Consider the following 19,340-nt stretch of genomic DNA (forward strand, 5'->3'; position numbering starts at 1 on the left):
TCGATTTTGTTGATATGCTTATGAATGATTGCTTGAAAATTTTCAACAAGTCAACTCTACTCCTAAATCAAAAAGGTTTCAACAAAAAAATGAACCTTACGCGTTACACATTGTGAACAAGCTTCCTTGCAGCTCACAAAACATCATTATTAACCTTCGCGAAGAATCCTGATTTCATCCAGCAACGCATCCAAAATCCCTTCCTGATAGCCGGCGACTTTCTTTTCCGCCATCAGGTCCGCCAGACCGCGGAGCTCACCCGCTTGAACCCGCTTCAGCTTCTGCAGCCTTTTGTCATCGATTTCCGTTACCGGTTTTGAGGCCAAATAGTGGTCGGTGGTCATCCCGATCAACTGAAGCTTTTCACCATACCGTCGTTTCAACGTATCCGCCATCAGCAAGCCTTCCGGATCGAAATCGCCGGAATAGTACAAGGTGATCCCCTCATCCGGAATCCGTTCCAACAGCAGCCAGACCGCATAGCGGAACTGGCCATTCGTGCAGACCATCGGACAGTCCGGGAAAGCATCCAGCAAGATGGAATACACGCCTGAATTTTCGATCAGGAAAATCTGTTTGCCTTTGCCGGGCCGGATCCATGAGATATCCAAAAGCTGGCGCACCGGAACATTCCACGGGATCCGATCCAGACAGGCATCCTGCCACATGGCGATTGGCTCTTCCCCGCGATAGGCGATGAGCCCGTTCACGGCGGTGAAATTCATGATGTCATCCTTGATGATCTTGAACAGTCCGTAGATTTCATTTTCCAGTTCCGCTTTCGACAAGAATCCGTTCATCGCTTGGGCTGACTCGGCTTCGGCATATTTATGATACAACATCATGAAAAGCAGCTGTCCTGTCAGACCACTCGAATCGAAAGCATGCGGATTGCCGCTGATGCGGTGGGCGAAGACCGGTAATTTCGTGTATTCCTGCGGGAGATTCCTCAGGGCTTCCGCAACGTTCCTGAAGGCAGCCAAGCAAGCATTTGGCTCCTTCAGGAACCAGCCCAAGTATGCGGTGTTGCGGTTGCGGCTGAAGACCACCCTGAACAGTGGATAAATCTCACCAATCTCCACCAGGAAAGAGCCGTATTCCGTTTCGGCATCTTCCGCGAGCTCCTGCTTCGTTTTGAGCTGCTTGCCGCTTACGCTCTCCACAACCAGCTCGAAAGGGATCGGCTCGAATTTACTCTGCTCGTAATTGCGAAGGAAGTCACTGATTTTGATGCTTTTGCTTTTTTCCCATTCCCATTGGGCAATGCCCATGAACATCAGCAACGGCTCTGTATCGACTTTTTTGAACAGCGACTTGCTGATCGTGCCGGTGAAGCACCCGAAGCTCTCGTATTTCTTATGGATCTGTTTGATGCAGATGACCATCACTGGTTTGCCCGCAAAATAGCGGATGGCTTCCGCCTTCAGTTTCTCATTAAGCCTTTCATCCAGCTTGGCCACCCCCAGCACTTTCCGGACTGGCATCTTCAAAAAGATCATCTTCATCAGGCAGCATCAGCGTCTTCACTTTCCCGTCCCAGTGGTACTGAATCGTCGAGACGGTCGGCGCATTCTTGGGCCGGATCAGTTCGTACGTGTTCAGGCTGGAGACCGTATGATATTCTCCGTAGAGCGCCTGGGAATTCATCATATAATTGAACTCCAGTTGCTCCGTGGCCTTGAACAGTTCGGCGATGTTCAGATCGTCGATGCCGGCAAACGCCTCATCCAGCGTGATGATGTAAGGGGCGTCCTTCCCGGCATCCTGATAGCGGGAGTACATGGCGGTAAATAGCGGCAAATACATCGCGATCGCTTTTTCGCCACCGCTGAACTGATTGAACTTGTTGTTGGAAAGTTCCTTCATGACTTCGTTTTTCCGGTGATAACACAGTTCGAAGCTAAACCATTTCCGGTAATCCAACACATCCTGCAACACCTGATAAAGACTGTCTTCGCCATTGGATTCGTCGCGCATCTGTTTAGCCTGCTCGATACGTCCCTGGAAATGTTGCTTGATTGCTTCCCTATCGCTTTCCTTTATGATGTTCTGGTCTTTGCGCAACAGTTCCACCAAACGAGCCGTCGACAAGCCATCATCGCTTTCCGCCGCATTCGGTTTCCATCTGATCGAAAGCGTCAACCCGGAAGAATTGTCCTGATGTTCGAGGATATCGTTCATCTTGGACACCCATTTTTGGGCATTCCCGATTAGCGTCCGCAATACATTCCCGATCGAATGGAAAATGATCTGTTCGAACAATTCCTTATCGTCCTCGCGCAGCACCATCTTGGTTTTTTCGATTTGGTCCTCCAGGATTTTATTCAGGTCATCCGGACTTCTCCATGCACCCTCCGAGTTCACTTCGTAGATCCTGATTTGATTTGCGTGATGCCAAATCTCAATCTTATCACGGAAATCCTGGGCCTCGAACTCGTTGAACCAAGTCGGGGCCACAATGATCTGATCCTGGATGATTTTCGGGCGATAGTCAATCAGGTCCGATTCCATTTGCCGATGGACGGCATCCAGATTTCCTTCCAACTGCGTCAAGCGATTCTCTTGGTTGGTCCAATTCCTTAAGTAGTCTTCGGCTAAAGCAGCCAGAACTTTATCCCCACCTTTGCCGTATCTGGAGACTTCCTTCGCAAAGGTATCCCGCCATAGTTGCGTGTACGGTTTTTCGAAGCGGATCTGTTCTTCGATTTGTTTCAGGTTCAGACTGATGACCGTGAGCTTGTTATTGTGTTCAATTCGCTCATCTTGGATAGACTCCTTGCGGGTTCCCCCTTTCCGGATGTTCCGGATGCAGTATTCGATCCGCTCGGTGATTTCGGCGACATTGTTGATTTTCTGCAGTTCCAGATTCGAAGCCAATTGCCGTTCGAGCGTATGTTGCTTGGCTGCCTCTTCATCGAATTCCGCCAGCATTTCCTGGAGTTCCTCACGCTGCACGCGCAGCAATTCTTCGGCTCCCGCTCTGTTGTCGTCAATGTGCTTCCGGTCAGAGACCGTGCCCGTCCAGTCTTGGAAGGCAGCCTGATAATCTTCTTGGCACTTTTCGGCCTCTTCGTATTCAACCAAGGTAAAGCCGATCGTATTGCCTTTAGCCTTTTGATGCAGCGTGAGCCTTAAGTTATCCGCCTGATTTTTGATTTCCTGCAGTTCCCTTTGTTTTCGCGCCAATTCGTTTTCGCCGCGACTGATTTCTCCTTCCATCTCCAAAATATTCTGGTTGGCGAAGGCAAGTTCCTTGTCGATAGGAAGCCGCGTCAGATCGGCATCGATTGCGGCCAAGGCTGCCAACAATCGGCTTTCCATTTCAGCTGATGTTTGCAGCTCTTCCTGCAGCCTATCGATTTCCTCCTCCAATGATCGGATCTTTTCCATCCTGTAGCGTTCCCGACTGGCTTTGCCGATGTAGCTAGCCTGATGGTCCGTGTCCGCTTTCCCTCTCAGCGAAAACAAGCGGTAGCTTCCGTCTTCCACAATGATCGGAGCCGCGGAGTCGGACTCGCCGCCGTCGATGACTGCAATCGATTGGAGGATGTCCTGCACATAGCCGGCATCCAAACTGCGCCCGCTGCTGTCGGGGACGAGGAAATCAGCCAATGTCTGCGTGAAGAACTGCGGATTCGGCAACAATTGTCTGTCGCCTTCCAAATCCAAACTCGTTTCAGAAAGCAAAGCATCCAAAAATCCTGTCTCCATCAATGCGCTTTCGATGGCATTGCGTTTCTCATCGGCCAAGTCGGATCTGAAATCTATACAGGAGTAGAAAGGTTCAGCCACAATGCCCGCTTGCACCAATTGTTCGCGGTAGTTCCGGCTGGCTTTGGTGCGTTCCGGAACCGGATCCTTCTCATTCTTCCAGGCGCGGATTTCCTTCTCGTTCTCTGTGATGGAATTCCTGATCCATTCCATCTGACTTCTGATCGGCAGCAAATCATTGCTGACGCGCTGTTTTTCATTGTTGGCGGCTTTATAAATCGGCTCAGTGACCTGAGTAAACTGGATCGTTTTCGCATACAGCCCTTCCAGTCTGCGAAGTACCTCGCTGTATTCGTTTTGCGGCACCGTGAAATGCGCTTGCTTTTGCCAGTGGCTGAAATCGCTGATCAGCTTTTCCTTTTCATCCGTAAATATGCCCTGCCAATGGCGGTGATTTTTACGGTCTGCTTCCAATTTTTCGGCTATGTCGCCCAATTCCTTGTCTATGCGTTTCTGAATGCTCAAAGTTGCGTTCAGTTCCTTGAACAGCGAGACCATGTCGCGCAGATGCTTCAGATAGTCGCGGTTCGTCGATTTCCAATAGTCGAAGGAATGTTCTCCTGTCTTTCTTTCGAAGTCAGCCAGATGCTGCTCATGTTCGGAAAGATAGCCGGAGCCTTCCGCGTGTTCCGCCATTTCATCGGTCAAAGCGGCCAATTCCTTTTCGGCCCGTTCCAGATCTCTTATATGGCCTTCCAACTTATTGCGGGTTTCGGCAACCTGAGTTTCTTTTTTGTTCACCTTATCACTGTATCTTTGCAGAGCATTCTTACTGCTCTCCAGATCATTCTTGAGTTGTGTCCCCTTTTCGATCAGCTGATAGGCTTTATTCTGCTTCAGCTCATCCTGTTCCTTCCGCCAGAGCGAAAGATTCAGGTCCAGCTCGGCCTGTTCCTTCTGCAACGCAGCCAAAATGCCGCTGAGCTCATCCCGTTTTGCCGCATCGGCCTCTATCTTGGCTTGCTTCTGCTTTGTCGTCCTGTCGTTTTCCTGCCAACGGTTCGCCAACTGCCGCAATTTCTCTTCGTACAGGCTGTCGTAGCTCTGTTGGATTTTGCTTACCGCCTTCGATTCGCGCTCAAACTGGCCGAGCCGTTCACGGCTGGCATCGATCTGTTCCAATGTCCGCGAAACCGGCTGGAGATCATCTTCTTTCAAGGCGGGTAGCGAATTCGTCAAAATGTTGTAGATCGCTGTTGGGGTGAATTCCCTGGATAATTTAGGACTGCGCAATTCCATCAACAGCTTGATGCAATCCTCGAATTTCCCCAGGCTGTCGAAGCCAAAAACGCGTTCATTCACAAATTCCTGGTAATCCTTCTGGGAGCTCATCACTTTTCCGCCCTCTGCAATCCGATTAATCAATTGCCGTTTGGACAAAGGCTGCAGTTGCTCTCTTTTCAGCTCCTCGAACAGGCTGAAGTCGACGCCGATGCGCCTGCCGTCGGTGATGCCGAAGTACCATTTCCCCAGCGAGCCGCCCCGTTTGGCCTGCAGACCGATGCCGACAGTCAGATAGGATTCCTGTTCTTTCCGTTTGAATTCCAGGAAGAGATAACCCGTCCGTTCCTGGATCTTCGACACCTGCTCCTCACCCAAAAGATAATCTTCCATCTTTCTGGCGCGGCTGCCGAAGGAATCCAGACGGGTCGGGTCCGTCTTGCCATCCAACAAAGTAGGCAGCAAGCTCTGCATCGTCACCGATTTGCCCGATCCGTTGGAACCGCGCAACAGCAGTTTCCCATCTGCGAAATCAAAATATTGTTCGTCATAGTACCAGAAATTGACGAGTCCGGCTCTGTTCATTACCCATTTATTCGTTTTGTTCACTGCTGTCTCCCTCATCTCCATCAAATTCTTCCTCAGACAAATCGTTTTCCTCCAGCAATTTCTGAAGGAAGTCCTGCGGGTACCTACCTGTATTGCGCGCAAATGTCGGGAAAATTGTGACGTTCCCGTCTCCATCTTCTTCAAAGAAACGCCATTTGATGCCATTTTCCAGTATCAGTTTGGCTAATTTCTTGTCAACACTCTCGCGGTATTCCTTCGACCAGCCCTGCCTATTCTGCGTGGCATGCTGTCCGATCAAAGCCAGCCATTGATTTTTTGATAAATGGATGCACCCATATGCGTCCGCTGCATAATCCGAAGTGCGGACCATCTCCGCCAACTGCAGCAAGCTCTCGTCTGCGGATTTCAGCATCGGGAAATAGGTCTGTTGCTTCAGGCGTTCTTCCAGCGTCAGCATCGCCACGTCCTTCGTCAACTCGAAGGTGTAAGGCGTATTTTTTTCAAAAAAAGCACTGATGTACTGTTGCTGGTTGCGCAGGTAATAAAACAGCCTGTCATTTTCTTCGGTGCGGAGGATGGCGGGTTCCATCATCAACCGCCTGAAAGCGATTGTGCTTGTTTCATCGTCGGCGCGCTCCTTCTCCATTTGCACCAATTCCCGCCAGTCCTGGAATTGAGTGATGTCTTCCGGATAGGAACGCATGAAATATTTGCTGTAGGGACTGACTTTATAGAGGACTTCATTGGACTCGGAGGTCGCGAAATCATCGGTCTTCCCCTCGATCGTATCGATCAATTGCATGTCAGTCATCACGTTCAGGACGCGCACTAGGCTTTTTCGGTGGTTGAAATTGGTCCAGTCCAGGAGGCCCCGTTCAGGATAAAATAGGTCCAGTTCATCAATGAGTTCATTGATCAGAAATGCTGCACCTTCGCTTTTATCCTCCGTATAGGCCATCGCGCAGGCAAACAGGGCATAATCCATCGGCTCATTGAAAGCTGTGATGCCCATCCAATCCTGGGACTCGAAAGGGATTTTTTCCAGCTTGATGAATTTAGCATGCACGATCAAGCGCAATCCGAAGTTTCTCTGGATGACGCGTTTCAGGTCGTTTTCGATACGCAAAAGCTGATGGTAGGCGTCCTTATCGGTTTCCCGTATGATCCAAAAATTTTCAAAAAGGATACTGAGTCCTTCGCGGATTTCCTCACTGCTTGCCGGCATTTCTGTCACCTCCTGTATTTTCCTTGTCGATTAGCATATAGACCACATTTGGCATCTCCAAGAAGCCGTCTTCGGATTCCAACCTGACTTTTACGCTCCTATCCACCTTGATAGCGAAAATTTGGCCAAATTCGGTTGCGATGGTCCTCTCTTCATTCTGGAAAGACAAGCTTAGCCATTTCAATAACAATTTCCGGATCGACGCATCCATAAAGGGATGTTCGATCAGATCGATCTTTCCGTTCTGGATATAGTGCTGCAGGGATTTTTCGAGTTCTTGCCGTTGCTTCAGATGTGCCGCTACGGCTTCTTTCTTCGCTTGGGTATTGCGGGTGAAGGCCGTCGCACTTGTCCGTTCCCGGTACGCCCTGATCCGCGGAATCGTTTCATGGACGGTTGCCGGAATGTCCCAAATATCCGCAAATTTATTGCTGGTTTCGGAGGGCTTCACATAATAGTGCTGCGAATGAAAAGCACCGAAGACCTGCGATGAAAGCTGATGCGCTTCTTCAACAGAACGGCAGTTCAGGAACCAATCAGCCAAATGGATATAGTCCTTTTTCCGGCTCTGATGCTGTTGCATGCGGTCGCTGAAACGTTGGATCATCCGGGTGATTTTGCTGATGGCCTGATTGGTCTGTTTCATCAAGGAACTGTATTCGCTTGACTTACCTTGCCCGTCGATGAACCAAGCAAGCATCGTATCCCAAATCCCAAAAAGTTCCGCCGTCAGTTTCCCCTCATCCAGAACCGTTTCATCGAAGCGGGGAATCTCTTTTTCATGGTTGACGACGCATCTGGCGACGAGCAACAGTTTTTCCTTGGACACGCCCTGCAAAGCGTGCTGGATCTGATAGGAAGTGTTCTGCATTGTGACGATGAAGTCCCGCAAATAAAAGACGAACTGATCTTTGAAGACCAGGAACGCCTCCGTCTGCATCTGGCTTTCCGTCCGCTCGCTGTTCAGGTAGCCGATGTAATCGGATGTGTTGTTTTTGATGCTCGTAAAATGCGTGACGGTATCCTGCCAAATATTGAACAGTTCCTTCTCGTCGGATTGTTGGTCCAACTCCCTTATGGCTGAAAGAAACCTTTCAAAAGTATTCTTATCCAAGGCCCCTCTGCTGTGGCCGGTCTTGCCGCTCAATTTTTCCAGCATCTCTTCGATCGCGATGCTGGTTTCGGAAATCTGGTAGCGGAAATGTTTATTTTTGTATTCCGCTATGCTTTTGGGTTCGCTCATTTCCTGACGCGTCTCCAAATTTTGCCACCCCACCAGGCTAGTCAGATCCTGATCCAATTCTTTTTCGGAGTAATCCGCAAAACCCGCAAGGCTCTGCATGTACTCCAGCACGTCCCCCCGGTACAGCAAATCGTTCATTTTCCGATGCTGCTGATAGAAAAAGTGCATGATGGTGCGGTAGCGTTGGAAATTGTCCGCGGAAAGATAACTCGCTTCATTTATTTTACTGTACTCGATTGCGTCGGCCAGAATGCTCACTCCTTGATCATGATTTGTATGCAAAAAGCTTTCCATATTAATATCCGTAATTCGTTGTTCCCGCATCAAAATATAACGATACATCCATTTTATCACAACAGTTCCAATTCTTTTCCTGCAGAATTAACTAGTGCTATACTGACCTTAGAAATCCTCGTTCCGCAAAAAAACAGCACAGGATCCGGATTTCGGAAATCTGAAAAGCAAAGGGGTTTGTATCATGAACAAAGAGCAATTCGATATCATGAAAAATCGCAAAGGTTTCATTGCGGCGTTAGACCAAAGCGGCGGCAGCACGCCCAAGGCACTGGCGCTGTACGGCATTCCGGAAGACAGCTATAACGGCGAAGAAGAAATGTTCACGCTTGTCCATGAGATGCGCTCCCGCATCATCACCTCGCCGGCATTCAGTTCGGACCACATATTGGGGGCCATTCTGTTCGAGCAGACAATGGACCGCAAAGTTGAGGGCCTCTATACGGCCGACTACCTGTGGGAGAAAAAAGGCATCGTGCCCTTCCTGAAAGTCGATAAAGGACTCGATACGGAAGCGGAAGGCGTCCAGTTGATGAAACCGAATCCGGATCTGGATGCCCTACTTGTACGCGCAAGCGAGCGCCACATCTTCGGCACCAAAATGCGTTCCGTGATCAAATCAGCCAATCGTGAAGGCATCAAAAAAGTCGTCGCCCAGCAGTTCGAAGTCGGCAAGCAGATCCTTGCGGCCGGTCTGATCCCGATCATCGAACCGGAAGTCGACATCCACAGTGCGGACAAAGCTGAATCAGAAGCGATCCTCAAGGAAGAATTGTTGTCGGCGCTGGATGGGCTGAATCCGGATCAGTTCGTGATGCTGAAGCTTTCGATTCCGAGTGTGGATGATTTCTACAAGGAACTGATCGCCCATCCGCAAGTGTTGCGGGTCGTGGCATTATCCGGCGGCTATTCGCGGAAAGAAGCCAACGAAAAATTGACTCACAATCCCGGATTGATCGCGAGCTTCTCGCGGGCGTTATCCGAAGGCCTGTCTGTTGATCTGACGGATGATGAATTCCGGACCAGCTTGGCCGAATCGATCCAATCCATCTATGACGCATCGATTGTTTGACAAATGTAAAAAACACAGGGTGCTCTTTTCTTTCAGATAGATTGCAAAACTGAATAATAATTGAAGAATCCGACAACTTGTGCTATATCTAGCCTCCGGTTGTCGGATTTTTATGGTTATCGGACATTCTGCACTGCCGTCGTTCCCTGGTTGTCCGATTCTTCCAGATTATCGGACATCCCGAACTGCCGTCGTTCCCTGGTTGTCCGATTCTTTTCGGTTATCGGACATCCCGCACTGCCGTCGCTCCCTGGTTGTCCGATTCTTTTCGGTTATCGGACATCCCGCACTGCCGTCGCTCCCTGGTTGTCCGATTCTTCCGAGTTATCGGACAACCAACACCGGATTACTTCTTACTCTCAATCAAGCTGAGTGTTTTTATTGGCGTATATTACCAATAGCAACAACAAACTTATTTGAGGTGATTTTTATGGCATACAAAGACCGGATAAAGCCTGAAGTTCTTCGCATATACGAAATACTGCTCACACGAACCAAGATTTCAAAAGATGCTTACTACTATTTTCTCAACCTAAAAAAAGGATTCGATGGAGAATCTTTGTTTGATGAGTACACAAAACAATTTAAAATTGATCACCTGTTCCTGAACGACCTTCAGTTGGAAATCAGAAATTCATCATTTCAAATAGATGCTTTGATGATTTCTACCAAAGTGCTTGTGCTTTATGAAATCAAGAATTTTGAGGGCCTCTATCAATGGGGAAAAGAAAAATTCACAAGAACATCTGGTACTTTTTTGGAAAACCCAACGATGCAATTGGAGAAAACGAAGGTTCGTCTGGAACTTTTACTGTTGGAAAAAGGGTATTCATTGAAGGTAGAGGCATATGTCATTTTTGTAAATCCAGAATTCACTTTGCTAGGAGCACCCAGTGACGCAAATTTTATTCTTCCGAGCCAGATTCTCGGGCATTTTCGAAACATACAGGCTCCAGCTCAACTTAATACTGAACAAATTAAACTGGCCGAAATGCTTACAAACCAGCATGACCCGATTTACCTAAGAAAAAACCCGCAATATAATTATTCTGATTTAAACAAAGGCATCATTTGTCCAGAATGCGGAACCTTATCGAAGATCTATAGCGGTTATTTCCACTCTTGCAACAAATGTGAGAAAAAAGTAAACGTCAAAAAGGCCATACAATCCAGTATCGAGGATTTTCGCACATTATTCCCGGAAGATAAATTGACATCCAGCCGCATAATGGACTGGTGTGGTTGCGGAAATCAAAAGCGCATTTATAGAATTCTCAGGCACGACTACCAAATGATAGGAAAAAACCGCGGCAGCTACTACGGCTGAAGTGAATAAAGATAAAGACTACTGATGTCCAATTCTTCCGGGTTATCGGACATTTCGCACTACATTCGTTCTCCGGTTGTCCGATTCTTCCGGATTATCGGACATTCAGCACTGCAGTCGTTCCCTGGTTGTCCGATTCTTCCGGGTTATCGGACATTCAGCACTGCAGTCGTTCCCTGGTTGTCCGATTCTTCCGGTTTATCGGACATTCCGCACTACATTCGCTCTCCGGTTGTCCGATTCTTCCGGATTATCGGACAACGCAAGTACCATTAATCCAATAAAGACAAAAAGCCCCCGACTGCAGCGTTATAAGCTGTAAGTCGGGGGCTATTCATATTGTTAAGCATGTTCTGCATTGCGCTTGTGCCAGCTTCGGACGACTGCCGAAAGCGTAAAGCAGATGATGAAATACACCAACGCCAGGAAGCCATAGACCAAAAACACTTCTGAAGTTTTTGTCACTTTTCCGAGAATAACTTGCCCACTTCTTGTGAATTCCATGATCCCCAGCCCGGCAAGGAAAGACGTATCCTTGATGGTTGTGATCACTTGAGACAACAACGAAGGGATGATTTTCTTGAAAGCTTGCGGCAGAATGATGTATCTCAAAGTCTGCATGAATGAGAATCCTTGCGAATGCCCAGCTTCAAATTGCCCTTTCGGTATCGAATTCAATCCGCCGCGCACGATTTCGGCTACAACTGCCGATGTGTACAGGAACAGGGCAAAAGACCCTTTCAAGGTGATCGTGCTGCCCGGTATCAAGAATGAACATGAAAGCATCCATAATAATAACGGTGTATTCCGGAAGAGCTCGATGTAGGCACCGGCCAACTTTCCGAAGAATTTTTTATCATAATTACGCAACAGACCCAATACCGTACCGAAGATGATTGAAAGGATGACGACACCGACCGAAATCAGCAATGCCAGTTTCAATCCTTCCATCATGAACGACACATTCGATGGTGTGAAGACTGTTCTGATTGATTCCATCATTCCATCACCTCCGGAATATCTACGCCAATGTTGACGACAACCGAATCATTGTCTTTCAGTTTTTGCTCGTATTTCCGCGCAAATGTTGCAAGCGGGAAGCAAAGCAGGAAGTAAAGCAAACCGGCTACTGCGTAAGCAGGACCGTAGTTCAAACTTGAAGAAGCATAAGAATCTGCCACATACATCAGGTCCGCTCCGGCAATGATCGCCAATACGGAAGTATTTTTGATCAAGTTGACGGCTTGATTGGTCAATGGCGGCAAAATGATTTTGACCATCTGCGGCAAGATGACGTAACGCATTGTTTGGATGTAGTTGAAGCCCTCTGAGTAAGCTGCCTCTTCTTGGCCTTTCGGAACAGCGAGGATCCCTGCACGAACGACTTCAGCGATGTAGGCACCGTGATATATCCCTACACCGACTACCCCGATTGTAAATTCACTCAAAACCAAGCCTGCCATGGCAAGCCCGTTATACATGAAGAAGATTTGGATGAGCAACGGGATATTCTGAAACATTTCTACGTATATTCTGGCAACAGCACGAGGCAATCGGCCTTTTGCCGTGGACATGGTCCCCACGACAACCCCGATTACCAAAGCCAGCAATAACGCCAACACAGCGACTAGGAGCGTCCGGATAAATCCGGCTCCAAAGTCGCTGCTGTTTTCAAGAAGGCTTTCCCAACGCCAGAGAGCGAATGGATTGGTACTTCTCATTATTCGCCCAAGCCCCACTCTGTAGTCAGTGCATCAAGAGTGCCGTCTTCTCCCCATGCAGTGATTAATTCATTAACAGATGTTGCCAATTCTGTGTTTGATTTTTTTATCGCAACACCGTAATCTTGCGTAGCGAAGCGGTCTTTCAGGATTTCAGTTGAATCATCCAAGTAGCCAGCCAAGATGGATCTGTCCACGCTGAATGCGTCCACACGGCCGGAATCCAAAGCTGCTTTGATTTCTGGGTAAGTCGCGAATTCTGAATAGTTCAAAGTGATGCCGTATTGTTCAGCTTCAGCAGTAATCGCATCGGCTGTTGTCGAGCTTTGGGCAACCCCGACTGTAGCGCCGTCCATGTCTGCCAATCCTGCATAGCCTTTATCTTTCTTAACCAAAAGGCCGACTGCATCCACGTAGTAAGCATCAGAGAAGTTATACGTTTCTTTACGTTCCTCTGTTACAGTGAAAGTTGCAATGATCATATCCACTTCGCCGTTATCCAATAATGGACCACGCGTTTTTGCGGTTACTGGAACCAATTCGATTGCTTCAGGATCGCCTAAGATTTCTTCAGCGATTTTCTTAGCGATGTCGATTTCAAAGCCTTCGATTTCGTTTGTTTCAGTGTTTCTTAAACCAAAATTCGGTACATCTTCTTTAACGCCGACTTTCAATACGCCAGCTTCCTTGATTGACTCTACAGTCACTTGACCGGAAGCATCTGTTGCAGATCCAGCTGCAGAATCTGCTGTATCCGTAGCGTCACTGCCGCACGCACCCAAGAACAATGCAGCTGATAAACATAATGAAACCCATAGATTTTTCTTTTTCATACCAAATTCCTCCTATAATGTTGTATTCCGAAAAGTTCGGTTATCTTAAAATTTTACCCAGGAATGCTTTCGTCCGCTCATGTGTCGGATTATCGAAGAAGTGCTCCGGAGTGCCTTCTTCTACAATCATGCCATCAGCCATAAAGATGACCCGATCAGCAACCTGTCTCGCAAAGCCCATTTCATGCGTCACGACAACCATCGTGATGTTCATGCTGGAAAGCTTGATCATGACGTCCAATACTTCCTGAACCGTTTCAGGGTCCAATGCTGAAGTAGGTTCATCGAAAAGAATGATTTTTCGCTGTGAGCAAAGCGCTCTTGCAATTGCCACCCTTTGTTGTTGCCCGCCTGAAAGCGTTGAAGGATAAACATTCGCCTTTTCGCGCAAGCCAACGATATCCAAATATTCGTAAGCCATTTCTTCCGCTTCTTTTTTGGATTTGCCTTGCAGCTTCATAGGGCCGATTGTCAGGTTCCCTAACACTGTCATATGTGGATATAGATTAAATTGTTGAAAAACCATTGCAGAGGAATGGCGCACAATATCCAACTTGTTTTTTGTTGTGACTTCTGTGCCATCTATAAAAACTTTTCCATCTGTAGGTTCTTCGAGGAAATTCATGCAACGCACCGTTGTACTTTTACCGGAACCTGAAGGACCGATAATGACCACTTTTTCCCCTTCGGCAACTTCCAGGTTGATATCCTTCAACACATGGTTGGCGCCGAAATACTTATTTACGTGCTCTAACTTAATCAATTTTGCCTCAACCCCTTTTGTGCTCGTCATCATACTACTATTATTTCAAGAGCATGGATTGGATCCTTATCAAGAAAGGACCGCTTCTTATTATTATACCATTAAGCAAAATTATAATGAAAGCATGATTAAAAATCAATTAAATTGTTCCGTGAAAATGTCAGGTTTTCTAACATCGATTTCTTGTATGCTAACCTAATCTTTAAAAAAAGCCGTTTTTATGCCTTTTTTATGAGAAATACTTCCACAGAACTTGCTTTCATAAAGACAAATCCGCGTAAATGAAACTTATTGAGTAATAAAGCGCCATTAACAATATATTTCCTAACGAACAATTTATTGTTAATTCTCATTTCATTTCGCGGTTGTGGACTGGATCAGCCGAAATGGACACATTTCAGTATCTCTTTCAGCAGTTTTTTGATAAAATGACTGCAGATGAAAATTCCATGATAAAGGGGTACTTAATTTGCCAGAAAAACACAATAAAATTCTTTCTTCCAAAAACTGGGCACCGCATACGCACCAAGCGCTGAATGCTGTCATTGCTGCCTACGGGAACCAAAACAGCTCATTCGACCCAGCTGACCCTCCATACGTTGTATTTGATTTCGACAATACTTCCGCCATCATGGATATAGAAGATACCTTGATGCTTTACATGTTGCTGCATTTGGATTACCGTTTGACGCCCGATCAGTTCCACGCGATTTTGACTGATGGCCTCGAAAATGTCGGTGCAACAGAGGCGACGCTCCTCGATAAGACCAATCCGCTTGCAACTATCGGCAATATCGCTGACGATATCAAATCGGCCTATGCTTGGCTCTATGATAACTATGAGGGCTTTCTGCAAGGCGGTACCCTTTCTCTTGAAGAAGCTAAAAAAACTTCTTACTATGAAGAATTCGCCGCAAAAATCCGTCTGTTCTACACGGTCATCAACGGCGATTTCAAAAGAAAAGCCGGCTATCCCTGGATGACTTACCTTTTCGCGCAACGCACCAGCGAAGATTTGCGCCAACTTGCTTACCAATCCATCTCTTATTGGTTGCAGTACGGCAAATTTGAACGCGTGACCTTGACCAGCCCGGCTGAATTGCCGAGCAAAGCCGGCGTCATCGTATCCCATTACGATACAGGCTTGGCGTTCCCTACCGAATTGAAGGAACTTTATCACGTCCTGAAGGCGAACGACATCGTCGTCTATGTCATTTCGGCTTCACCTGTGGATGTCGTCCAAGTCGCCGCAACGCATCCGGACTTCGGTTACGGGTTGGACAACGAGCACGTCATCGGCATGTATTACAACAAGGATGAAAACGGCCTGATCCAACCGTGCATGGAACCCGGCAAAAACATCACCAAAGGCCCAGGCAAAACAGCCGTCATCACGGAACAACTGATGCCGAAGCACAACGAAAAACAGCCGCTGATACTCTTCGGGGACAGCACCGGCGACTACGATATGATGGTGGAACTGCAGGACGCCAAACTCTGCGTCCTCTTCAACCGCTACATGAACGACGACACCCAAAAATTGGCGCGCGAAGCATTCCGCACAATCGAGGACGCAAACCCGCGCATCGTTCTGCAGGGACGCGACGAAAACAAAGGCAGCCTACGCCCTTCCGAAAAGACAATCCTTCTGGGAACCCAAGAAGAAGTACTGATTCACGAAGCATAAACAAAAGAAGCCTCCGCTCAATTTTTATTGGCGGGGCTTCTTTTTTGGTTATAGAATGATGCGGGATTCGAATTTTTGATGACAGGTCGGACATTTGACTGTCTTCTTACCGCGTTTGACGGGCAAACGCAATGTCGTCCTGCAGTTAGGACACTTGCGGAAACGGGCCACTTTGATTTCCTTGAACCTTCTGAACAACAACTTCAGCTTTTTCTGGTTCGGCTGCCACCACTTCAGGAATTTGCGGTTTTCTTCAGCACGTTTATTGATTTTTTTCGAGTAGACTCGGAACAGCGCCCAGAAGATCAAAAGTTGCGCCACGAAGACCAACACACCCAAGTCTGTCATTGCACCCAAAAAGTACAACACCATCCCCAAAATGATCAACGCATTGTAAAGCTGATCCGCGCCGTATCTTCCGCGCATAAAATTCATTATTTTTCTTTTCAATTTTTCCAATCGGCTTATCCCCTTAGTTCTTCGTTTGCCTGTTCCTAGAGCCGAAAAAACGCTTCAGTAACAAGCACTATTGTTCCATTATAGCACAGCACTTGGTTCTAAAAGTTTAAGAATAACCGAATATGGACAGATGACATACGTTAATATGCATTGGATTCTATCGCAGCGAGCAGGAGTGACCGTCCTAAAAAGATCCTCTATGTCCGATCGGTCTGTTTACACATTTCTTTCCGCAATTCCGAACTTGGTGGCGCTGTGATACAATTGAAGGAACTATTACAAATGAACGGAGATGTATCATGGGTATACGCGACTTTTTCAAAAAAAGGCCTAAAGAAAAGGCTCGGCCTGTTGCCGACGCTTCAGAAGATGCAAACGACGGCGTTGGCCGAATACTGTTTCAGACACGCTGGAAAAGCAGTGCACTGTTCGCGGATAACAGCCTTATCCAGAAAGTTGCGCAGCACATCATCCTGGAAGATCCCTTCTGCAAACCGTTCGGAGGTCTTGAGGATGAAGCGATTGCTCGGACAAATCGGCGGATCTACGAATACGAACAAGTCACGACGCTGAACGTGGCCATCAAAGACGGCAACCTTATGATTGAGGGCCTGTCCCTTGGGAAACTTCCTGAAGAACAGTGGAACGAAATAAGCCCTTATTACGGAAAAAAGGATTTCACCGCATTCGTCTATGTCACCGGAGGACGCTACAAAGTCTATTCGGATGATTCAAAAACAGTCGAAACAGCCTATACGCCTTATGATCTGGACATTTTTGTCCAGTTTGAATGAAGTAAAACAAACAAGGGGCTCTCTCAGTTGAGGGAGCCTCTTGTTTGTTTTATGTGCGGGATGGCAGGCACGCCAGCCCGATTCAGACCACATAGAACGGATTGCCAATCACCAACAGCCGATCCTTTTCGCCCTTCGCTTCCCCGTACAATTCCAGCCTCACATACCCCGGTTGGAGCGTAAGCGGAACTTCCCTTGACTGGTTTTCTTTCAGCTCGATTTCTTTGATGACTTTCTCATTTTGGATGACGACGAGCCGCTCTCCTTTGAAGCCGAAGTTCCGTAATTTCTCCTGTAAAATCGATTCCAGACTGACATGCATCCGCGCTTCTCCAGTCTGGAGTTCCTGCCCAAGGTGATGAAAACGCTCATTCTGTTCGATCTGCATCTGCAGCCGCGGACCGAGCGTGATGTAAAAGTTGCCGTTCTCCAGGCTCTCCTTGACGCCGTCCTCAGTCAGCTCCTGCAATCCGATATACGTCAGAGCAGTGTTGTCCATTTCGCTTTCGATGCGGCGCCAATCACGTCCGGCGCTGCAGGAAATCCGGTGGCCTTTCTTCAGCAAATCTGTCCACATTTCGTATGCCAATCGGCTCCGGAAGCTTTCGTCCGGATTGACCCGGTTCCATAATTCTATGAAGTCGACGTTGTCGTAATCTTTCACCTGAAATTCCCATCGGCACCCGGTACAGATTGGACTGCCAATCGAAAAAGGATGGGCAATGCCTACGATACCGCCACTGCCTTTGATTTCGCTGATGCGGGAATCGATTGTATCCCGATCAGCTTTGCGCCAATCAATCATCTGCTTCGAACCGATGACCAACATATGGCCTAGGTAGGTCGTCCACTCGATCCCTGGAATGACCAGCATATCGCCCGACCAGTGCCGATTATTTTTCCATTCCTCATAAGGCGCGACCGTATTGTGGTCCGTGATCGTCAGGATGTCATAGCCGAAATTCTGGGCGCTTCCCAGCAGTTCCTCAGTCGTGAAGCCGCCATCGCTGTGATTCGTGTGCGCGTGCAGCTCGATTGCGTAATAGTCCACTTAAATTTCCTCCTTGAATCGTCAGTCTGACCTGGTCTTGGTCCAAGTCAGACAATGCGGATGTTCCCGCAAAAAAGTCAGGGAGCACCTGAGAGATGATGACCAAAGCCTTTTCTCGATCCACACGCTGCGTCGAAAAGGAAAAGTTTGCATACAGACTCTGATAGGCTTTCGTCAGCACGAACGGAATCTTGTTGTGCCTCTGATGGCCGGCCGGCGTCAAAACCATTTCCTTCTCTACTATCGTTTCCATGGACTCTATTCTTGTGTGCATTTGGATCATCATATTTCCTCCCTTGGATAATTCTCTATTCACAACCACAAAAAGTGCCTCCTGCTGATTAGCTGTGAAAGGCACCTATTGCGTGAGTGTGACGGATGCGCAACAACACCGAAAATGAGCATCTCAAAAAAGAAGACCTTCCTGAAACTTCGGTACATCCGTTTTGGATTGAGGTATTTCATCCTGCCTGCCCCCCTTTCTGTTGGATGTAGCTCCAGGCTTTTCTGGTCGTGATGTTGTAGATATTTTCCTTTTCGTAATTTCCGATCGCGTTCAAGTCGTTCACAGTCCACAAGGAAAATTCCAACGCTAACTGCTTGCCTTTTTCCTGCACGGCATCCGTGAACAACTGATGATTGATGTTGATGACTCTTGCATGGCTTCGGGATAATTTGACCAATGCTTCGAGCAATACATTTTCTCCCCATCGCCCGATGTGTTCGCCATGAAATGAATCATCCATACCGTTTTCGATGTTCATCAAAATCTGATTGCTCCACTTTAACAGATAGCTGCAGGCTACCGTTCCGCTCAGCTCCACTTGCGGCCAAAGTGCGTGCTTGTTGGCCAATCCGTACACGGCCTCTTCGAGACCTGTTTCCTTCAGGTCGCAATTGATGCGGATCGGGCTGTTTTTCCGGGCGATATACGCAAACACATCTTCCAAGGCGACATAATACTGTCCCTCCTCCAATGTATCGTGGTGCAGAACAAGTTGGTGTTCCTTGTTCATCCGAACATCAACTTTGATGGCGGAAATTTCCTGTTTGTCGCAGAAGAACCCAACAAACTCCATGCTGTTGTCCGCCAATCCATCACTGCCGGATTGCGCTGTTAGATAGGACAATTCTGATGATACCTCCTTCATTTTGCTTATTAATTCACTATAGCAAGGCATTGTAAATATCCCGTCAAAATACAATGAAATATACACGAAGTTTGTAGCATCTTTGTAAACGAAGTATTTTTTTGTGCGGATGTAAATTTAGTGCCATCAAATGGATTGGGCTGCGGTAGTCACAATGG

The 19,340-nt window shown here is 47.5% G+C and carries 16 protein-coding genes; 4 read left to right on the forward strand and 12 right to left on the reverse strand.

Going from position 1 to position 19,340, the window contains the following annotated elements; genetic code table 11:
- Positions 1 to 149: 149 nt before the first annotated feature.
- The 4 genes from ACKPBX_RS04040 to ACKPBX_RS04055 are packed head-to-tail and all read right to left on the reverse strand — an operon-like array spanning position 150 to position 8,372.
- Complete coding sequence (locus ACKPBX_RS04040) at positions 150 to 1,505, reverse strand: DUF2399 domain-containing protein (RefSeq protein ID WP_319996069.1); 1,356 nt, start codon at positions 1,503 to 1,505, stop codon at positions 150 to 152.
- On the reverse strand, positions 1,444 to 5,601 hold the full coding sequence (locus ACKPBX_RS04045) for a TIGR02680 family protein (protein ID WP_319996070.1): 4,158 nt from the start codon (positions 5,599 to 5,601) through the stop codon (positions 1,444 to 1,446). The genes ACKPBX_RS04040 and ACKPBX_RS04045 overlap by 62 nt, the downstream gene beginning before the upstream one ends.
- A complete protein-coding gene (locus ACKPBX_RS04050) occupies positions 5,585 to 6,787 on the reverse strand; it encodes a TIGR02678 family protein (RefSeq protein WP_319996071.1) in 1,203 nt (400 codons plus the stop codon). The genes ACKPBX_RS04045 and ACKPBX_RS04050 overlap by 17 nt, the downstream gene beginning before the upstream one ends.
- Positions 6,771 to 8,372, reverse strand: coding sequence for a TIGR02677 family protein (locus ACKPBX_RS04055; protein WP_319996072.1), 1,602 nt, complete (start codon positions 8,370 to 8,372; stop codon positions 6,771 to 6,773). Before ACKPBX_RS04055 ends, ACKPBX_RS04050 begins: the two co-directional genes overlap by 17 nt.
- 136 nt (positions 8,373 to 8,508) lie before the next feature.
- Here ACKPBX_RS04055 and ACKPBX_RS04060 point away from each other — a divergent pair, with 136 nt between their 5' ends.
- Together ACKPBX_RS04060 and ACKPBX_RS04065 are read left to right on the forward strand one after the other, a co-directional pair.
- Positions 8,509 to 9,396: a fructose bisphosphate aldolase gene (locus ACKPBX_RS04060; protein ID WP_319996073.1), complete on the forward strand. Its 888-nt coding sequence runs from the start codon at positions 8,509 to 8,511 to the stop codon at positions 9,394 to 9,396.
- A 430-nt stretch (positions 9,397 to 9,826) separates the two neighbouring features.
- Positions 9,827 to 10,723 carry a nuclease-related domain-containing protein gene (locus ACKPBX_RS04065; RefSeq protein ID WP_319996074.1) on the forward strand — a complete coding sequence of 299 codons (897 nt, stop codon included), beginning with the start codon at positions 9,827 to 9,829 and terminating at the stop codon, positions 10,721 to 10,723.
- 342 nt (positions 10,724 to 11,065) lie between these two features.
- Here the strand turns inward: ACKPBX_RS04065 and ACKPBX_RS04070 are convergent, their stop codons facing one another.
- Genes ACKPBX_RS04070 through ACKPBX_RS04085 form a run of 4 tightly spaced genes read right to left on the reverse strand, consistent with a single transcriptional unit; the run spans position 11,066 to position 14,040 of the window.
- Positions 11,066 to 11,725, reverse strand: coding sequence for an amino acid ABC transporter permease (locus ACKPBX_RS04070; protein WP_319996075.1), 660 nt, complete (start codon positions 11,723 to 11,725; stop codon positions 11,066 to 11,068).
- On the reverse strand, positions 11,722 to 12,444 hold the full coding sequence (locus ACKPBX_RS04075) for an amino acid ABC transporter permease (protein WP_086626954.1): 723 nt from the start codon (positions 12,442 to 12,444) through the stop codon (positions 11,722 to 11,724). Before ACKPBX_RS04075 ends, ACKPBX_RS04070 begins: the two co-directional genes overlap by 4 nt.
- Positions 12,444 to 13,277 (reverse strand): transporter substrate-binding domain-containing protein, encoded by an 834-nt coding sequence (locus ACKPBX_RS04080; RefSeq protein ID WP_086626953.1) that lies wholly within the window; start codon positions 13,275 to 13,277, stop codon positions 12,444 to 12,446. The genes ACKPBX_RS04075 and ACKPBX_RS04080 overlap by 1 nt, the downstream gene beginning before the upstream one ends.
- Positions 13,278 to 13,317: 40 nt before the next feature.
- Positions 13,318 to 14,040 carry an amino acid ABC transporter ATP-binding protein gene (locus ACKPBX_RS04085; protein WP_086627535.1) on the reverse strand — a complete coding sequence of 241 codons (723 nt, stop codon included), beginning with the start codon at positions 14,038 to 14,040 and terminating at the stop codon, positions 13,318 to 13,320.
- A gap of 469 nt (positions 14,041 to 14,509) precedes the next feature.
- Here ACKPBX_RS04085 and ACKPBX_RS04090 point away from each other — a divergent pair, with 469 nt between their 5' ends.
- Complete coding sequence (locus tag ACKPBX_RS04090) at positions 14,510 to 15,727, forward strand: HAD family hydrolase (protein WP_319996076.1); 1,218 nt, start codon at positions 14,510 to 14,512, stop codon at positions 15,725 to 15,727.
- Positions 15,728 to 15,775: 48 nt separating this feature from the next.
- On the opposite strand, the gene ACKPBX_RS04095 is transcribed toward ACKPBX_RS04090, so the two are convergent.
- Positions 15,776 to 16,186, reverse strand: coding sequence for a zinc finger domain-containing protein (locus ACKPBX_RS04095; protein ID WP_319996077.1), 411 nt, complete (start codon positions 16,184 to 16,186; stop codon positions 15,776 to 15,778).
- 299 nt (positions 16,187 to 16,485) lie between these two features.
- Between ACKPBX_RS04095 and ACKPBX_RS04100 the strand changes: the two genes are divergently transcribed.
- On the forward strand, positions 16,486 to 16,980 hold the full coding sequence (locus ACKPBX_RS04100) for a hypothetical protein (RefSeq protein WP_319996078.1): 495 nt from the start codon (positions 16,486 to 16,488) through the stop codon (positions 16,978 to 16,980).
- 82 nt (positions 16,981 to 17,062) lie between these two features.
- On the opposite strand, the gene ACKPBX_RS04105 is transcribed toward ACKPBX_RS04100, so the two are convergent.
- The 3 genes from ACKPBX_RS04105 to ACKPBX_RS04115 form a co-directional block, all read right to left on the reverse strand.
- Positions 17,063 to 18,031 (reverse strand): CehA/McbA family metallohydrolase, encoded by a 969-nt coding sequence (locus tag ACKPBX_RS04105; RefSeq protein ID WP_319996079.1) that lies wholly within the window; start codon positions 18,029 to 18,031, stop codon positions 17,063 to 17,065.
- Positions 17,967 to 18,353 carry a hypothetical protein gene (locus tag ACKPBX_RS04110; protein ID WP_319996080.1) on the reverse strand — a complete coding sequence of 129 codons (387 nt, stop codon included), beginning with the start codon at positions 18,351 to 18,353 and terminating at the stop codon, positions 17,967 to 17,969. The genes ACKPBX_RS04105 and ACKPBX_RS04110 overlap by 65 nt, the downstream gene beginning before the upstream one ends.
- 139 nt (positions 18,354 to 18,492) lie before the next feature.
- Positions 18,493 to 19,161 carry a PI-PLC domain-containing protein gene (locus ACKPBX_RS04115; protein ID WP_319996081.1) on the reverse strand — a complete coding sequence of 223 codons (669 nt, stop codon included), beginning with the start codon at positions 19,159 to 19,161 and terminating at the stop codon, positions 18,493 to 18,495.
- Positions 19,162 to 19,340: the final 179 nt, after the last annotated feature.

Source organism: Trichococcus shcherbakoviae, assembly GCF_963666195.1.
GTDB classification, from domain to species: domain Bacteria; phylum Bacillota; class Bacilli; order Lactobacillales; family Aerococcaceae; genus Trichococcus; species Trichococcus shcherbakoviae.